The organism is Paenibacillus ferrarius (assembly GCF_002027705.1).
GTDB classification, from domain to species: domain Bacteria; phylum Bacillota; class Bacilli; order Paenibacillales; family NBRC-103111; genus Paenibacillus_E; species Paenibacillus_E ferrarius.
Genome location: NZ_MBTG01000003.1, coordinates 90,579 through 107,517, shown reverse-complemented (window position 1 = coordinate 107,517; position 16,939 = coordinate 90,579). Strand labels below are relative to the sequence as shown.

General features: G+C 45.5%; 14 protein-coding genes. 5 read left to right on the top strand and 9 right to left on the bottom strand.

Annotated elements, in window-relative coordinates; all coding sequences use genetic code 11:
• Positions 1-5 precede the first annotated feature (5 nt).
• The 6 genes from BC351_RS04490 to BC351_RS04465 all read right to left on the bottom strand — a co-directional run bounded on the left by BC351_RS04490 (position 6) and on the right by BC351_RS04465 (position 8,397).
• The gene (locus tag BC351_RS04490; protein ID WP_079409521.1) at positions 6-923 is read right to left on the bottom strand and encodes a metal ABC transporter substrate-binding protein; all 918 of its coding nucleotides are present in this window, start codon (positions 921-923) and stop codon (positions 6-8) included.
• Between the two features lie 154 nt (positions 924-1,077).
• A complete protein-coding gene (locus tag BC351_RS04485; RefSeq protein WP_144028273.1) occupies positions 1,078-1,410 on the bottom strand; it encodes a hypothetical protein in 333 nt (110 codons plus the stop codon).
• Between the two features lie 123 nt (positions 1,411-1,533).
• Positions 1,534-3,534, bottom strand: coding sequence for a methionine--tRNA ligase (gene metG, locus BC351_RS04480; protein ID WP_079409519.1), 2,001 nt, complete (start codon positions 3,532-3,534; stop codon positions 1,534-1,536).
• 362 nt (positions 3,535-3,896) lie between these two features.
• Positions 3,897-4,145 (bottom strand): membrane protein insertion efficiency factor YidD, encoded by a 249-nt coding sequence (gene yidD, locus BC351_RS04475; RefSeq protein WP_079409518.1) that lies wholly within the window; start codon positions 4,143-4,145, stop codon positions 3,897-3,899.
• 95 nt (positions 4,146-4,240) lie between these two features.
• Entirely contained in the window at positions 4,241-4,933 is a 693-nt protein-coding gene (locus tag BC351_RS04470; RefSeq protein ID WP_158081980.1) for a transposase, read from the bottom strand.
• A 1,409-nt stretch (positions 4,934-6,342) separates the two neighbouring features.
• Positions 6,343-8,397 (bottom strand): beta-galactosidase, encoded by a 2,055-nt coding sequence (locus BC351_RS04465; RefSeq protein ID WP_079409516.1) that lies wholly within the window; start codon positions 8,395-8,397, stop codon positions 6,343-6,345.
• A gap of 60 nt (positions 8,398-8,457) precedes the next feature.
• Between BC351_RS04465 and BC351_RS04460 the strand changes: the two genes are divergently transcribed.
• Together BC351_RS04460 and BC351_RS04455 are read left to right on the top strand one after the other, a co-directional pair.
• Positions 8,458-9,342 (top strand): helix-turn-helix transcriptional regulator, encoded by an 885-nt coding sequence (locus BC351_RS04460; RefSeq protein WP_244208884.1) that lies wholly within the window; start codon positions 8,458-8,460, stop codon positions 9,340-9,342.
• A gap of 89 nt (positions 9,343-9,431) precedes the next feature.
• Positions 9,432-10,061 carry a DsbA family oxidoreductase gene (locus BC351_RS04455; protein ID WP_079409514.1) on the top strand — a complete coding sequence of 210 codons (630 nt, stop codon included), beginning with the start codon at positions 9,432-9,434 and terminating at the stop codon, positions 10,059-10,061.
• A 49-nt stretch (positions 10,062-10,110) separates the two neighbouring features.
• Here BC351_RS04455 and BC351_RS04450 read toward each other — a convergent pair whose 3' ends face one another.
• Entirely contained in the window at positions 10,111-10,797 is a 687-nt protein-coding gene (locus BC351_RS04450; protein ID WP_079409513.1) for a queuosine precursor transporter, read from the bottom strand.
• Positions 10,798-10,996: 199 nt separating this feature from the next.
• On the opposite strand from BC351_RS04450, the gene BC351_RS04445 reads away from it, so the two are divergent.
• Both BC351_RS04445 and BC351_RS04440 read left to right on the top strand, forming a co-directional pair.
• Positions 10,997-13,096 carry an LTA synthase family protein gene (locus BC351_RS04445; RefSeq protein WP_158081979.1) on the top strand — a complete coding sequence of 700 codons (2,100 nt, stop codon included), beginning with the start codon at positions 10,997-10,999 and terminating at the stop codon, positions 13,094-13,096.
• A 63-nt stretch (positions 13,097-13,159) separates the two neighbouring features.
• Positions 13,160-13,543: a YmaF family protein gene (locus tag BC351_RS04440; RefSeq protein ID WP_158081978.1), complete on the top strand. Its 384-nt coding sequence runs from the start codon at positions 13,160-13,162 to the stop codon at positions 13,541-13,543.
• On the opposite strand, the gene BC351_RS04435 is transcribed toward BC351_RS04440, so the two are convergent.
• Together BC351_RS04435 and BC351_RS04430 are read right to left on the bottom strand one after the other, a co-directional pair.
• Positions 13,528-14,514 (bottom strand): aldose 1-epimerase, encoded by a 987-nt coding sequence (locus tag BC351_RS04435; protein WP_079409510.1) that lies wholly within the window; start codon positions 14,512-14,514, stop codon positions 13,528-13,530. The two genes, BC351_RS04440 and BC351_RS04435, sit on opposite strands and share 16 nt — an antisense overlap.
• Before the next feature lie 14 nt (positions 14,515-14,528).
• Positions 14,529-15,404: a CPBP family intramembrane glutamic endopeptidase gene (locus BC351_RS04430; protein ID WP_208629586.1), complete on the bottom strand. Its 876-nt coding sequence runs from the start codon at positions 15,402-15,404 to the stop codon at positions 14,529-14,531.
• A 174-nt stretch (positions 15,405-15,578) separates the two neighbouring features.
• Between BC351_RS04430 and BC351_RS04425 the strand changes: the two genes are divergently transcribed.
• The gene (locus BC351_RS04425; protein ID WP_079409508.1) at positions 15,579-16,937 is read left to right on the top strand and encodes a sensor histidine kinase; all 1,359 of its coding nucleotides are present in this window, start codon (positions 15,579-15,581) and stop codon (positions 16,935-16,937) included.
• Positions 16,938-16,939: the final 2 nt, after the last annotated feature.

Sequence of the window (16,939 nt, the reverse complement as noted above, 5' to 3'; positions counted from 1 at the left end):
TTCCTTTATTGTAAAGCCTTCACCAAGTTTTTCAAATTTTTGTCCATGATCGAAATATAACTTTCGCCAGCCTTCACTTGCTCGTCTGTCAGACCCTCAATTGGACTTAGAACCATGGTATCCACCTTGGCATCCTTTGCTAACGTTTTGGCCAACTTATCAGAAACAAGCTCTTCAAAAAATATATATTTCAATTCATGTTCTTTCATGTATTCATTCATTTTCTTCAAATCCTGCGCAGTCGGCTCAGCGTCTGGGGACAATCCCATAATTGCCATCTGAGTCAAACCATAATCTCGGCATAAATAGGCAAAAGCTTGGTGAGATACCGCAATCTCTTTCTTCTTGGTTAAAGCGAGCTCTTTTCTGTAACGAGCATCTAGATCCGTCAATTTCTGAGCATAACTAGCATAATTTTGCTCGAATGCCTCTTTATGTGCAGGGTCGGCACTAATAAGCGCCTCTTTAATATTATTAGCCATTTTTATCGCATTTAACGGACTTAACCAGGCATGCGGATCAAATTCATCTTTATTTTCGGAAGTTTTGATTAAATTGGCCCCTTGGCTTGCTTCTACAACCTTCAAAGTTGAATCTGCAGGCAGACTGCCTAGGAAATCCTTCACCCATCCTTCAAAACCTGCTCCTTGATAGACAAACACTTGGGACTTCGTCATATTTTTAATATCACGGCTCTTTGGGGACCAATCATGCGGTTCTACACCTGCTGGAACGAGATTGATCGCATTCACATACTCACCGCCAATATTACGAGTAAACTCATACAAGGGGTAAAAGCTGGCAACCACATTAACCTTACCATCCACCAGCTTATCCTTCGTACTCGAATTACTGGCACAACCTGTCGCCACAATCGCTAAAACAGCGAAAATAACTATATAAAAAAATCTTTTGTTGGACATCCCCATATCGCTCCACTCACATTCTAAATCGTAATTATTTTTATTAACGAATTGATTATACGAATCCACCTACCCGAAGTCAATACATCTTGACGCAAAATAAAAGGGCTAACTGCGGATGTTCACAGCATAGCCCCACTTTATTCACAATAGTTCACTTTTTTTGTTCACTATCTGAACTCGATTTATCAGACTTGTTGCTCTCCTCTTTCAACTTCTTGTAGCGTTCTTCTGACTGTTTAATCAGTTTCTTCTCCTGCTGAGTCTTATATTCGATAATTTCATTATACATCTGATATTGCTTCTTTAGCTCTTGATTAATCACACTGTCATCCTGACTGGTGCTTTGCGCCTTCGATTTTTCTTGTTTCTGCTTAGACGTATCCTCTTTTTGCTTATCTGATCCTTTGCCAAATAACGTGCAGGCTGTTAAAAGAAAAGCCAGACCAAAAACAACGATAATTTTCACGATAAATCGTATCTTCATCTGCTTCACTCCGTTGTTAGTTTCCTTTAGGATTCCCCACTTGCCTAGGAACCCATTCAAAAACAAAAGAAAGCCCCCAGTCCCACGTTTACTGTGGGATTGGAGGCTTGTCGTTCCTTGCCTTTATTTGACGATCGCACCGTTTGGCATCGAGTCAGGGACAGTGGCAAGCGTTAGCTGATCGCCATGAGAAGCGGCGAGAATCATACCTTGAGACAGCTCGCCGCGCAGCTTGGCGGGCTTCAAATTCGTGACGCAAATAACTTTGCGTCCAGCCAGCTCCTCGGGCGAATAAAACTTCGCAATACCCGAAACAACCTGACGCTGCTCGTACCCAAGGTCGAGCTGCAGCTTTAGAAGCTTATCGGCGCCCTTCACAGGCTCCGCCGATATAACTTGTGCTACGCGCAGCTCCACCTTGGCGAAATCGTCAATCCCGATTTCGTCCTTTGGCTCCGGCGCGGGCACGGTATTGGCAGCTGCGACAGGCGCAGGCGCTGCCTCTTGCACTTCCGCGGCGCTAGACGAAGCGCCGCCCATGGCCTCGACGATGAAGGCGACTTCCGCTTCCACGTCGAGTCTTGGGAACATCGGATCTCCCTTCTGCACAATCGTGCCTGTAGGGAGATGTCCGAAGGATTGGACGCTGTCCCAGTCCGTCAAGCGTGGCAGATCTTCGGCAGCTAATCCAAGCTGCTGCCAGATCAATTGCGGCGTCTTCGTCAAAAATGGACGCAGCAGCACAGACGATATGCGCTGGGACTCAGCCAGCACATACATAACGGAGCCAAGAGTTTCACGTTTGGCTTCATCCTTCACCATCGACCACGGCTGCGTCTCGTCGATATATTTGTTCGTGCGGCTAATAAGCTGCCACACGGCCGATAAAGCGATGGAGAATTCCATCTTCTCCATGGCTTCCTCGTACTTCGCTACCGTCAACCGAACAGTCTCCAAGAGACTTTCATCAAACTCGGTAGCCCCAGCAACATAAGCGGGAATCTTGCCTTCGAAATACTTATCTATCATCACGATCGTACGGTTCAAAAGATTCCCCAAATCATTCGCGAGATCATGATTGACTCGCTCCACAAAACTTTCCGGTGTAAACGTACCGTCCGCACCAAAAGGAACCTCGCGCATCAAATAATAGCGCAGTGCGTCCAAGCCATAACGATCTATCAACGTAACCGGATCTACGACATTGCCTTTGGACTTCGACATCTTGCCATCCTTCATTAGAAGCCAGCCATGAGCAAAAACCTTCTTAGGCAACGGCAAATCAAGAGCCATCAACATAATCGGCCAATAAATCGTATGGAAACGAACAATCTCCTTACTCATTAAATGCACATCAGCAGGCCAGTACTTCTCAAAATTACTCGCATCGTCTGATCCGTAGCCTAGAGCCGTAATATAATTAGACAAAGCATCTATCCACACATAAATCACATGCTTGGGATCACCAGGAACCTTAATGCCCCAATCAAAAGTCGTCCGAGATACCGCCAAATCTTCGAGACCTGGCTTAATAAAATTATTCAACATCTCATTTTTACGAGATTCCGGGTGAATGAATTCCGGATTTTCTTCATAATACTGCACCAGGCGGTCCGCATACTTACTCATCCGGAAGAAATAAGTTTGCTCTTTCATCTTCTCAACAGGACGCCCACAATCCGGACATTTCCCATCAACCAGCTTGCTTTCTGGAAAGAAAGATTCATCAGGGATACAATACCAGCCTTCATACTCACCTAAATAAATATCCCCTTGATCCAGCAATCGTTGGAAAATCTGACTAACAGCAACCTTATGGCGATCTTCCGTTGTCCGAATAAAATCATCATAAGAAATATCCAATTTTCCCCAAAGCACTTTAATACCTGCCACAATCTCATCTACAAATTGCTGAGGGGTAGTCCCTTTTTCCTGAGCTTTTCGTTCAATCTTTTGACCATGCTCATCCGTACCCGTTAAATACCTTACATCAAAACCGCGCAATCGCTTATATCGAGCCATCGCATCGCCAGCTACCGTAGAATAAGCGTGCCCGATATGAAGCTTATCACTCGGATAATAAATCGGCGTAGTAATGTAAAACGTTTTGGCTTTTGTTGACATAATCATTCCTCCTAGCAATTAGTAGAAAACACAAAAAACCCTCATCCATCTTGGGACGAGAGTTGAACTCACGCGGTACCACCCAGGTTCCCCCGCCTTTCACAAGCTCGGGGCTCAGTAAGTCTTACGACTTGCCCATTAACGCTGGGACACGAAGCCAGCTCACTCCCATAGTGTGTGTTAGTTTGCCAACACATTGGGAAGCTCGAAGGCTTATTCTCCGGGACCATCTTCCAGACTTTCTCCTATACCGGCTTTCACCTAACCCGGCTCTCTGTTCATAGGCATCCATCTGTACTTATCCGTTCATCGAAGCATATATAACATCTTAAGCCAAATATATCGAAAAGAAACACACCATGTCAAGCAGACTGATCGTTATGAGTTAATTTTTCCGCTTTGGCCGGCACATGATCAACCCCGCCTGGATGAAAAGGATGGCACTTGCATATCCGTTTCACAGATAGCCATGATCCCTTCAGGGCACCGTGAACCTCAATAGCTTCCAGCGCATATTGCGAGCAAGTAGGATAGAATCGACAAGTTGGCGGCTTCAACGGAGAAAGAAACTTCCGATAGAAATGAATTGGAATTTGCAAAGTCTTTTTCACAGCCCCGCCTCCCCTTAGTTTGCTTATTGATATCAAGCACTCTGTTTCTACATCATGCCTGAAAAAAGGAGCACGGTCAATTTATGAATGTTCTCTTATCCAGTAATTTGATAACATTTAAAAAAACTACGATATAAATGAATCGAAACAAACTTTTTAAACCACTTATTAAAAAAGTAAGGAGAAGACATACCACTCTCGAATTTGTGCGCATGAAAAGCATAGCTCAAATATAGTTTGGGAGTTACTTTCTTAAAGGTTATTTTGTCATGGAGCCGGCTTACTTTGGACGCCATATAAGAGACTATATCCCATTTATCAATCGGCATGCTCGAATGTTCATCCTGATGATTAGCAGTTGTATCCAACCTTATAGCAGGATTCGAAGCTTCCATTTTCCGAAACGAGTTTTTCCAGTTTTCTTCACTAACAAAAGCAAAATATATTTTTTTCAATAATAATTGAGCGCTTCTATAATTTATTCCAAGAATTTGTGACAATGACGCGGCCGAATAACCCTGATCGGATTGAACTAATAATTGGATAGCCCGGAACCACAGAAGCAGCGAAAGCTTGGATTTATGCATGATCGTCCCAGCCGTTAAAGAAATCTGCATCCTACACTCCTTACATTCCAATAATCTGCGAGTACGAATATGAAAAGCTTCATGATAATCACAACGAGGACAACAAAATCCATTGGCCCATCGCAAATTCAGCAAGTATTCCTCACAATCTTCTTCCGTCAGAAAAATGTTCAAATCCATATCAGCAAATTCCTGCCACAATTTCATATCTCCACCACCAAAAGGAACATTTGTTCTTATTTAATTATACCAAATATACGTTCGCTTGTGAAGTGGTTTTTAGGTAGATTACCATAAATATCCTAGCTCATAAAAGGTTCCGATAAAACGCGTTTTCTGTGATACATACAAAAATATCGACGAAACACGCAGGAGCAATATCGGATAGTTGGCCGGCAGTACAAATAGTAGGCGACTCTTGTGGCCCCACTACTTCCGATCGTCAAATTCCAAAAAATTCGCGCTCAAGCGGCTTCCATAGTTCTAGAGCTCTAGCGGCTTTGATAGTCCGCGTGCTTTACGGCTTTGCATTTCTGGTCCTCAAGTACCTTAGATATTTCTAGCCCTCTAGTGACTCTGGCTCAAGTCGCTCTGCTTCTCTAGTGGTTCCAGTAAGCACTCTCCTCTTGCAGCTCCGAGTCAGCTCGCTCCTCTTCTAGCCCCTGTTAGCTCGTTCCCCTTTCGGATCTTGTAAGCTTGCTCCTCTTGCTGGCTACAGTCAGCTCGCTCCTCTTCTTCTTCTTCTTCTTCTTCTTCTTCTTCTTCTTCTTCTTCTTCTTCTGGCCCCCGTTAGCTCATTCCTCTTCTGGCTCCTGTTAGCTCGTTCCTCTTTTGGATCCGGTAAACTTGCTCCACTTTCTGGCTACTGTCAGCATCGCTCCTCTTCTTCTAACCCCTGTTAGCTCATTCCTCTTATGGCTCCTGTTAGCTCGTTCTCTTTTGGATACGGCAAGCTTGCTCCACTTGCTGGCTTCAGTTAGCTTGCTCCTCTTCTTCTGGCGCCTGTTAGCTCGGTCCTCTTCTGGCTCCGGTCAATTCTCTCCTCTTGCAACTCCCAGTCAGCTCCCACTTATTCTGGCTCCACTAACCCTAACCCTCATGTGGCTATGGTAACTTCGGGCCCCGTGTGGCCATGATAGCCCTTAGAGTTATGGTAGTTTTGCTAGTTATACTAGATTAATTGACGAGATAATTCATTAATTTATGTTATTAGCGAAGAATGGTAGCTGGTAATCCTGTTTAAAAAAGCAATTGGTTCGACCGCTTAATAACCATTTTTCAAATCAATTACATCAATTGGCTGGGTTTAATTACCTACCATCCCAAACAAATAAAATACGTTTTGTAGATATCACAGAATCTGAGTATTCAAAGAATAGGATACTCGGGATTGGCAGTACTGTTAGGAATGATCTCAGATTACAGTGTCCTAGAAACCTAATAATATCTGGTGCTTGTAGTTGGTGTTGGGGTTGGGGTTGGGGTTGGGGTTGGGGTTGGGGTTGGGGTTGGGGTTGGGGTTGGGGTTGGGGTGCGATGTCTGTCACTTTTTTTGAATGGTTTGTGATCGAAAGTGAGAGACATCGCTTGTTGTGGTGGTTAAATGGATTTTAGGATTTTATGGAATTTTGGGTAGATTCATTTTTTTCTAGGATTAGAACTCCTTTTGGCGGTAGGGTGATTTTGTTCTTGATTGGTTCCCCGGTTATGAGGTCTGTACCTGTTAGGTCGCCAAGTTCTATGCTTGTTGGTTGGTCATTATGATTTAAGACGAATAGGTAGGAATTGTTTGCTGTTGTTCTTGTTGTTACTTCTATACCGGCTACGGGCGGGATGGGTGCTGTGATGCCTTTTTCTTTGCATAGATTTCCGAGTAAGCCTTGTAAAAAGGAGGGTTCAGGACTTGAAGCTACGTACCAGGCTTGTCCTGCGCCGAATTTGTTTACGGTTAGGACTGGCATTCCCTGATAAAATTCGCTGCCGTATACGGCTTTGACTTCTGCTCCTTCTGCATGGATTAAGTCACATAGCAATCCACATTGATATTGGCCGTGTAGTGCGCCCCATGACTCTGTGAGGACGATTTGGTTGCTTTGATCTGGGTATAAGGCGTCAATTTCTTCTGCCCAGATGCCAAGTACTTTGCGCAGCTCGCCAGGGTAGCCGCCGAGGGTTACGATATCGTTTTCGTTAACGATGCCGCTGAAGAAGGTGGTTAGGAAGGTTCCACCGTCATGAACGAATTGTTCTATTTGTTTAGCGAAGCCTTTTTGGACCATGTAAAGGACAGGTGCAATGATGATGTCGTAGTTTGAGAAATCTGCTTCTGTGCTGATGAGATTGGCTTGTATGTTTTGCTGAAAAAGGGCGTCATAGTATTTGTGGACTTCATCTACGTATTGGAGGGCAACGGTTGGCCCACTGGATAGTTCGACTGCCCACCGGTTTTCCCAATCATAGATGATTCCGACGCGAGTGTTGGCTCTGGCATCCAGCAGTTTATCTGAGAGGGTTTGGAGTTCAGCGCCTAATTCTGCGCACTCGCGGAACACTCTTGTATGTTCATGTCCAACGTGCTCGATGACGGCTCCATGGTATTTTTCACAGGCACCCACTGAGCGGCGCAGCTGAAAGAACATGACGGTATCCGCGCCGCGAGCAACGGCTTGGTAGCTCCAAAGCTTCATCACGCCTGGTCGTTTGAGCGAGTTGTAAGGCTGCCAGTTTTGCTGGCTTGGCGTTTGTTCCATCAGCATGAATGGCTGACCCTCTTTTAAACCGCGCATTAGATCATGGGTCATAGCCGTCAAGCTGGTTGGCGTATTGAAGGACGGATAATTGTCCCAAGAGATGACATCCAAATGCTTAGCCCATTTGAAATAGTCAAGCTCTTTGTAGAGACCCATCAAGTTGGTTGTGACTGGGAGTTCTGGGGTATGCTTTTTAATAGCGTTGTATTCCAGCTTGTAACATTCGAGCAAACTATCCGACATAAATCGTCGATAATCTAATGAAATTCCTTGGAAGAAGGTATTGTCTCCTGTCCGCTCTTCGGAAAGTGCATTCGGCGGAACGATTTCTTCCCAATCATAGAAGGTATGGCCCCAGAAATTGGTATTCCAAGCTTTATTGACTTGCCCCAAGGTGGCATATCGCGCTTGCAGCCAAGTGCGAAACCCGTCTGCACATTGGTCACAATAGCAATAACCTCCATACTCATTGGAAATGTGCCAGATCAGAATGGCGGGATGATCCTTATAGCGCTCAGCTAGCTTTTCAGCTATGCGTTCAGAGTATTTCCGATAAGTGGGGCTGTTCGGACAAGAATTGTGTCTTGCGCCAAATTTACGCTTGCGGCCTTCAAAATCCACACGGAGTACATCCGGGTATTTGCGCGCCATCCAAGCCGGATGAGCCCCCGTGCTTGTAGCTAAACATACATATGTCCCACTCGTATATAAACGCTCGATGATGTCATCCAACCAAGTAAAATCATAGATATCTTCACTTGGCTGTAATAACGCCCAAGAGAATACATTGATGGTAGCTACATCAATCCCTGCTAGTTTGAACATGCGTAAATCTTCATTCATGATTTCTTTATCCCATTGCTCTGGGTTGTAATCTCCGCCATACCAAATTTTAGGAAGTTTATCATTTATCATTGCAAGCACCTCTTAATTTCTTGAAGGATATAAGAATAAATACATTGTATTGGATTCTGAATGATCTTAAAATATAATATTCTTGTATCCTTATATAATAAAATGGAACAGGAATGTGGCCATATGCACACAAGATATGAATTGACGCCTTCGACAGCGCAACCGTTTCCAATTTTCATTGAAAGTATTGGGCACCATGAAGATCAAGAAAAAATAATAAGGCCTGAAGGGATTCCTAATTATCACTGGCTGCAAACTTATGAGGGTGAAGGCGAATTTATTATGGGAGGGAAAAAGCATCACTTAACGAAAGGTTCAGGTGTGTTATTACTTCCTGGAATACCTCACTCTTATTGGGCTGTGACGGACAAGTGGTGCACGCAATATGTTACGTTTAGGGGAAGTTGTGCGGAGGCTATTCTAAACACGTTGGAGTTGAATGAGTCTGCTGTTTATCGTTGGGATGAACAAGGATCTCTGGAATTGGAAATAGGACGTATGTTAAGGAGTTTAGCTACCGAAAATGATTATTCCGGTTATGATGCGTCAGCAGATCTGTACCGATTTTTCATTCAGCTCAAAAAACAAGGTCAAATCAATAATCGGATTTCGTTAAGTAACCAAATGCGGCATTTACAACCTCTGCTAGATTGGCTCGACGCGCATTACGATAACTCAGACACAGGTCTTGAACAGATGGCTGAGGTTCTTAAAGTAACGCCCAGACACTTAAATACGTTGTTTCAGCACGCTTTCGGACTTTCGCCTTATTCCTATTTAATTCGGATGCGCCTCCGCAAATCAAAGGAAATGTTGTTGAGTCATAGACAACGGACGATTACTGATATCGCTAAATGTGTCGGTTTCCGTGATGTAAGCCATTTTGTGGCGAGTTTTCGAAAGCAGATTGGGCTCACGCCTGAAAAATTTCGTCAGATGAATTAGGAACTGAAGAAAGGATTTTAGATTTCCGTCCAAATGGTTTATAATAAAAATATAGTTACTATTTTTTTATCAAAGGAGTCTGAATTCACTTGATTATAGAAATTTTTCAGGATGTCGTCTGTCCTTGGTGCCGGATCGGCAAAAAGAATTTAACGGATGCGCTCGCCGAATTTACAGCTGAGCCTGTTGAGGTTCATTACCGAGCTTATCAACTCGACCCCTCGACGCCAGAGGAGGGCTCTCCTTTCCGCGATGTCATGGTTAAGAAAATGCGGGCAGATGAGGATCGATTGAATGGCATGCTGCAGCAAGTTACAGATGCTGGCAAAGCTTCCGGCTTGCATTTTGATTTCTCCAAAGTCGAAAAAATGCCAAATACGTTAAAAGCGCATCAGCTCATCGCAATCGCACCTATGGAGAACAAAAAAGAGCTTGTTGACGCTATTTTTCAAGCCTACTTTGAAGACGGAAAAGATATCGGGCAGGTTGAGGTTTTGCTTGATCTTGCTGAACAGCTTGGCTTGAACCGTTCACAACTTGCAGCATCTCTGCTCGCCAAGGAAGGTCTGGAAGCAGTTGAGAGTGATCTGGCTTTTGCTAGTCAGGCGGGCGTGACTGGGGTTCCCTTTTTCGTCATTAACGGGAAGTATGCGTTAACCGGCGCGCAGCCATCCGCAACCTTTTCGCAGGTTTTACAGCAGATCAGCGAGGAATCTTAGGAAAGAAAAAACCGACTTCTCTTAGTATGAGGAGTCGGCTTTTTCGGCTTCAAGACTTAAACACAAAGTTCCTGGCTATATAAAGCACCGGTGTCGATGCAATGGATATAACGAATTTAATTCCGTAGGTGGTTAAGAAGATTTGCAACCACACATTCCAATCATATACACCCGCGAAAGCAATGGTGCAGAATACAAATGAATCGACCAGTTGGCTGATCCCGGTGGATCCATTGTTGCGGATCCAAAGCTGGTTTCGCGCTGAGAAGAGCTTTTTCAAATAGGTGTAAATTCTTACGTCCAGGAACTGGCTGATCAAGTATGCTGTCAAACTGCCAAGCGCAATCCGCGGCAAAAGACCAAAAATCGTTTCCAAGGACGACTGAGCTGCTAGCCCAAAATCACTTTCCTGGGGAGTGAACTTCATCGCCATCTGCATAATGATGATGGTCATAATCAGCGTGAAAAAACCGAACCACACCGCTTTTTTCGCTTCTTTTTCCCCATACTTCTCGTTGAGCAAATCCGTTGTTAAATAAATCGTGCCATACATGGTATTCCCAAGGGTCATAACCAGACCAAACATATCAATGGTCTTAACCACTTGGATGTTGGCCAGAACGGTAGCTACCCCCACCCATGCATACAGGCCTTGCTTGCCAAACATGCGATAACAAACGAGAAACAGCACAAAATTAACGAGGACGAATCCTACGCCCCATACAAAATTAAACATTCTAATCCCCCTAGTTTTGATAACGCGGGAAGTTCCCGAACCGCGGCTTTGCTTTGCAAAGCGATGTTGATTATAACATGAAGGGATTAGGTTGTGGCAACTTTTTTTCCGAAAAGTGTCAAGAGGTATCTTTCATCTTTTTAACAGATATAAGATAATGGACGAATGGCATGGCATATCTAGAACAGGAGTCCAACGAATGACTACTTTACTAACAACACTTAAGCATCTACCCACGCGTATTTTGATCATTATTTTGCCTTTTTTATTGATGGGCATGGTCGAATTTCTGGAAAGAGGCACTTATGAAGAGCTGCACAAATGGGTGATGAGCCACCCGCTTTCTATGGTGCTTGCCTACTTCGTGGTCGGTACTTTGTATCTTTTTCTAATCGCGGTATCCGCAAGAATCCAGCTCTCATTTTGGCTGCTGTGTGTTATTTTGCTTCCACTTGGCGCGATAAGCGGCAGTAAATTAAAAGCCATAGGAGCCCCCTACTATCCGTGGGATTTATTTTTTAACAATCAAATTATGACGTATAAGGCTTTTCTGTATGGGTATTTAAACATTAGAATTATTGGAACCCTGATCGTTTTCGTCGTCGTTTCTGCCCTTTTGTTCTTTTTGCTAAATCTCAATAAACGCTTGCGAATTCAATTGACGTGGATTGAGCGTACTATTTATGCTGTCATCGCAATAGTGATGGCAACAAGTCTATACATGGACAAGCCCATTCCGTTCATGAATGTATATGGCATCTATACGGTCCCATGGGATCAAACGATTACGTATGATGAAAATGGCTACCTTTTTTCATCCGTACAAATGCTTGGTTTTTTGAATGTTGCCAAACCGGACGGTTACAGCAAAAAGGCAGTCACCTCCATTCTGGATCAGATTCCAGAGCCCAAAACAGCAAGCGGCAAAAAGCCGAACATCATTGTCATGCTTGGCGAATCATTCATGGATCCTACTGTCATGAAAAATATTACGTTTAGCCGTGACCCTATCCCAAATTTACATCAATTACAGAAAACGTTCACGAGCGGCTTGATGTTGTCTCCCCAATTCGGCGGCAGTACAGCCAATGTGGAATTTGAAGTGCTTTCTGGCAATTCTATGCGATTTTTCGGGAAATCTCCGGACAAAATATTGCCTTATATCCAATACATGAACCATGGCGTGGATTCATTAGCCAGTATTGCAACGAGGCAGGGATACACGGCTACATCAATCAATCCTTTTTTCAGTTATTTCTTTGATAGTAGAAAAGTGTACAAACATTTTGGTTTCTCCAGGTTTATCTCCAGTGAATTTTTTCCGAATGATTTTGAGGGGCCCAACTATGCGGACCGGGCTGTGGTGAAGAAAATTATCGAGGAAACGGAGAAAAGTTCGGGACCTGACTTTGTTTTTGCCAACACGATGGAAAACCACCATCCTTTTAAGCCCGGCAAATTTGCTCAAAATACGATTGAAGTGACTGGGGATATTAGCTCAGAATCCAAAGGTATTCTTGAAACGTATGCGCAAGGGATATCCGGCACAGACAAAGCGCTGCAATCTTTGGTGGACTATTACACGAAAAAGGGTGAACCCACGATTATCCTCTTTTTTGGAGATCATTTTCCATTCTTTGAAGAAGACTACAAGGTATATCGGGATGCCAAATATGTCCTTCCAAATGATCCGGATTTGTACACAAAAACACATTACACGCCTTTTCTGATATGGAACAATTTCCTGCCTGCTGATCAGGAGCAATTAAATCTCAAGCTAAGTCCTTCGTTCTTGGGACCGAAGCTGCTTCATATGGCAGGCATTCAAGGCAGCTACTATACGGATTATCTATATGAACTATCACAAAAAATTCCAGTTATTCCACCGCAGGACATGTGGGATAAGTATGGCATTCAAAACAAGGACCTAGCTGATTACATGAAGCTGCAATATGATAATTTGTTCGGTGGACGTTACGGATACGAAGCCAAAGGTTTCAAAAATACGATTATACAGCCTGGATATGTACTAGGTTACGGAGATCCTATCGTTTCTAAGGTCCTAAGAAGCGAAAATAAGCTGCAGGTCATAGGTTCCCCTTTCTATTCCTCCTGCAACGTTTATATCGACGGCTTAGCTTTCAAATCAAATTTTGACGGTGAGGACTCCCTTTATGTGGATCTCTCCGATTCGGACAACCCTCGCTTAGAGGACGGCAAACCGCATCAAGTAGAGGTTCGCATTTATGATGATAAAAAGATGAAGATTGGTCAATCCAATTTTTATCCTCTCCCCTAGTCATGACAAACCCCCCCTTAGAATAGGATGAAAGCATATCCTGTTCCAAGGGGGGTTTTGGGCATGACTTCTTGCATCCCGCCTGCTCATGTGCATTTCTTCAAGAACATCACTTCAGAAGAGTTGAAGCATCGTCATCTACAAAGGGTCTATACGTTCAGTGTAAACGGAACAGCTTATGATGGTCATGTTCATCAGTATCAAGGCATCACGGGCATTCGGTATGGGCACTATCATAACTTTTTCGGAATATCTGGACCCGCCATTGCCCTTCAGAATGGCACGCATATTCATTTGCTTGAAGGGATTGTTGATTTAAATGCCTACAATACTTCCCGCTCCGGCGCTCTAGTCCAATCAGCCAAGGCATATGGCCTGATTACTGAGCTCCATCAGCATCCCTACTCAGGCTACTCGACGATTGGTATGTCCTATGAGCCCTGGTAAGGTTCGATGCGAAGCGACCACTCGAATGCGAAGGTTTCGCCAGAAGCTAAACCTTGCGCTCCGGAAAGCTCCGCTTTAATGGGCTCATTGAACACGTTCATGATGCTTGTATAAGGTTCAAGCGAGACCGCATCCGTCCATGGCGCGGTGAACAGTACGTGAATAGGGAAACGGTCCCCCATGTCAAAGACCAGCTTCGTCCCGCGAGCTTCGTAATGCAGCTCACAGGTCTGCGGACCAGGCTTCATGCTGAGCATCTGCGACCCGCCAGGATAGCCTGGCAGCTCCGTGACGCGCGCGCCTTGCTGCAGCGCCGCGGTTAGCGTTGACGCCGCAGGCTCGCCTGCGGCGTAGCCGTCTTCGCTCAGCGGCCATTCCCCTGCCGCTGGAATCACGACCCGCACGCGGTCGGCTTCGCCCTCCGCGTACGCGAAATACGGGTGAAAGCCAAGCGAAAGCGGCATTGTGCTGCCGCTTCGGTTGGCGATTTCACCGCTGAGCGACAACGTGCCGTCCTTCAGACGGTACGTAAAGCGAAAGCATGCGGCGTGCGGCCAATACGCCAGCACATCCGCGTGCTCCGCGAAGTCGAACTCCGCGGAGACATAAGCCCCGCCAGCCGCATCCGCGCCGCTGGCTACGACCTTCCACGGCCGCTCGCGCAGCTCGCCGTGGGCATGATCCGGCTCCCGATTCGCGGGGAGCCTGTATTCGCGGCCTTCAAAGGTGAAGGCCGCTTGCTTGACGCGCCCCGGCGGGAACAGAATGGGCACGCCGTAGCGCGAAGACTTGACGCGAAGCTCGGCTGCGCTGGCTGGCTTCGCGATGTAAGCGTGGTTCCGCACATCGAAGCGGAACAGATGCAGTCCGATGGCCGGGATGATCTCGGCCTCGGCTCCGGTAGCATGGTCGACGAGGCGAAGCGTCGACTCCCCGTCCCACTCACTTGCAATAATTTCATATCCACTCATGTGAAATATCCTCCTTAGTTCGTATGTAGAGTCTTTGTGGGTCTCCGATAAAACAAAACGAGCCCTGCTATTCCAATCATAAGAATCACAGTCGTGACTAGACTGCCCTCAGCCCCGAAAATGCCGCCAGAAATTAAAGCACTGTCGGAATAACTCATTTTTAGCGTAAAGAGCGAGGGCATTGGGGTGCCCGATACCTGGAAGCCAAAGATGCACCCCTGCAAATAATTCCAAGACAAATGCAGTCCAATGGGCATCCACAGACTTTGAGAAAACTCTCGGCATAAGCCAAACAACAAGCCAGCCAGCAGCAAATTCAGCAATGGCACAGGATTGCTCCACATTCCCGGGTTAAACGAATGCAGCAAAGCAAACACGAGCGTAGACACGGTTACAGCCGAAATGGTCCCAAATCTCTCTTTCACCAGTCCCTGTAAGTAACCTCGGGCAAAAAGCTCTTCATTTACCGCAACACCGATAAAAAGCAAGAACCCCCATACCAGCTCAAGTCCTAATGAGCTTGTCCAAGCATTGAAATGGAAGAGAATGACGCCAAACAACCAAATCCCGAAGGTGCTGGCCGAAATCAGCAGCGCCCCCAAGAGAACACCAGCGCTAAGCTTAAGTCCCATCTGTCGCGCTCCAAAACCAAGGGCCCATCTTTTCCGCCTCTCAAACACGGCATAGGCAAGAAGAACGCCCCCTACAAAGCCAATAATTTGTGCCCACAATGCGGCTTTAACAAAGAAGGGGTCACCAGCCATTCCAGCCATGCTGAGCTCCTGGTCTGGATGTTTTAGAATCGCTACAACAGCTGCTGCAATTGATAATATCACGGTTATGACAACAATGAAAACTCCGCAAAGCAGTACTTTACCTACAATTTTCAAGATAGCTATAGCCAAACGCTTTTTGGCATCAATGAGATTTCACTCCCTTCTCATCCACTTATTCGCGAAGCTTCGCTTATTTCCTCTTAGGCCCACAGGGAAAGGATACTCTTGTGCAAATGTTGGCTCCATGCCACAATAGAAGAAACTATCTATTCATTTGACGGAGGAATCATGCTTTTTGTACTATTTGCCTTATGGATTATTGCACTTGGTCTTATGATGATCGATCCTAGATCCAGTACAATGCGATGGATGAGCGCTGTCGTTTTTACCGGTGGATTCGGTGCTCTTGCCGCTGTTCTGTCGGAGAACTTCATCCCATATATCCAGCAAACCGTACCTAATCCTTCAATCGCATCATTGCTTTACAATTTCATGGGACTGTGCTCATTGATTTCTTATTATGGCTTACCCTATTCGTTCGCCATGCTTTCCTTAACCTACAACACATTTTGGCAAAAGCCGAAACTTCGGACATGGCTGCCCTTTGCTCTGCTCGTCCCGCCCATTGCATGCTTGTTGTTCACGCCAAGCTACACAGAGGAAATGCCCATCGCCTTTCCTGTCGTAGCCACGTGGGCTTTCCCTTACATATTGATCGGCGCTGGACTCATCCTTACCAAAAAAGAGCGGCTGCCGGCATTGAAACAAACTCATTTATTCACATGCCTGGCACTTCTCCCGCCCATTCTATGTGTGGGTGTGCTTAATTACGTCATGCCAAGCTTTGGTTTCTACCGGATGTGGGTCTATCATGTTTGGATTTTGGCTTTTGTCGTGCCCTTTTTCGTATATACCTTTTTCAAATACGGATTTCTGGGCATGCGCCTGCTCATCGAACGCCGCAAGCTTGACTCCACCTTGCGGGCCATTACTTCTGGAACCGCCATTCTGAACCATGCCATCAAAAATGATGTTGGCAAAATGCGCTTATTTCTCGAGAAGATGAAGCAGCATGCCGAAGATACCGAGCAAACCGAGTTAATCCAAGACATTGATGTGGTTATGAACGCATCCATGCATATTCGCGACATGATTAGTCGTGTCCATGAGCAAACACAAGAGCTTCCGCTCAGAGTTTCTCCCGTACATTTGACAGCGCTGTTGCAAGACGTTACCCCACCGCTGCATCCGTATTTGGCGAAAATTCAGGTGCATCAGAACGTTCCTGACACCTTGAAACTTCTGCTTGATCCGATTCAATTTGCGGAAACATTGACCAACGTCCTGATGAATGCGGCTGAAGCCATGCCAAGCGGCGGCGAGCTTACGATTAGAGCCTTTCAGGCCAAGAAAAATATCGTCATCGAAGTCAAAGATACCGGGATGGGTATGGATAAATCGGTGTTGAAACAAGTGCTGGAGCCCTTTTATACGACCAAAAGCGGCAGCCGCAACAATTTTGGACTGGGACTCGCTTATTGCTACAGTGTGATGAAAAAGCATGGGGGATCGTTGGAGTTAAGCAGTGAGCCTGGGAAAGGAACGAGTGTGTTCCTGATCTTCCCTGGCAACCGATTACAGACATAAGG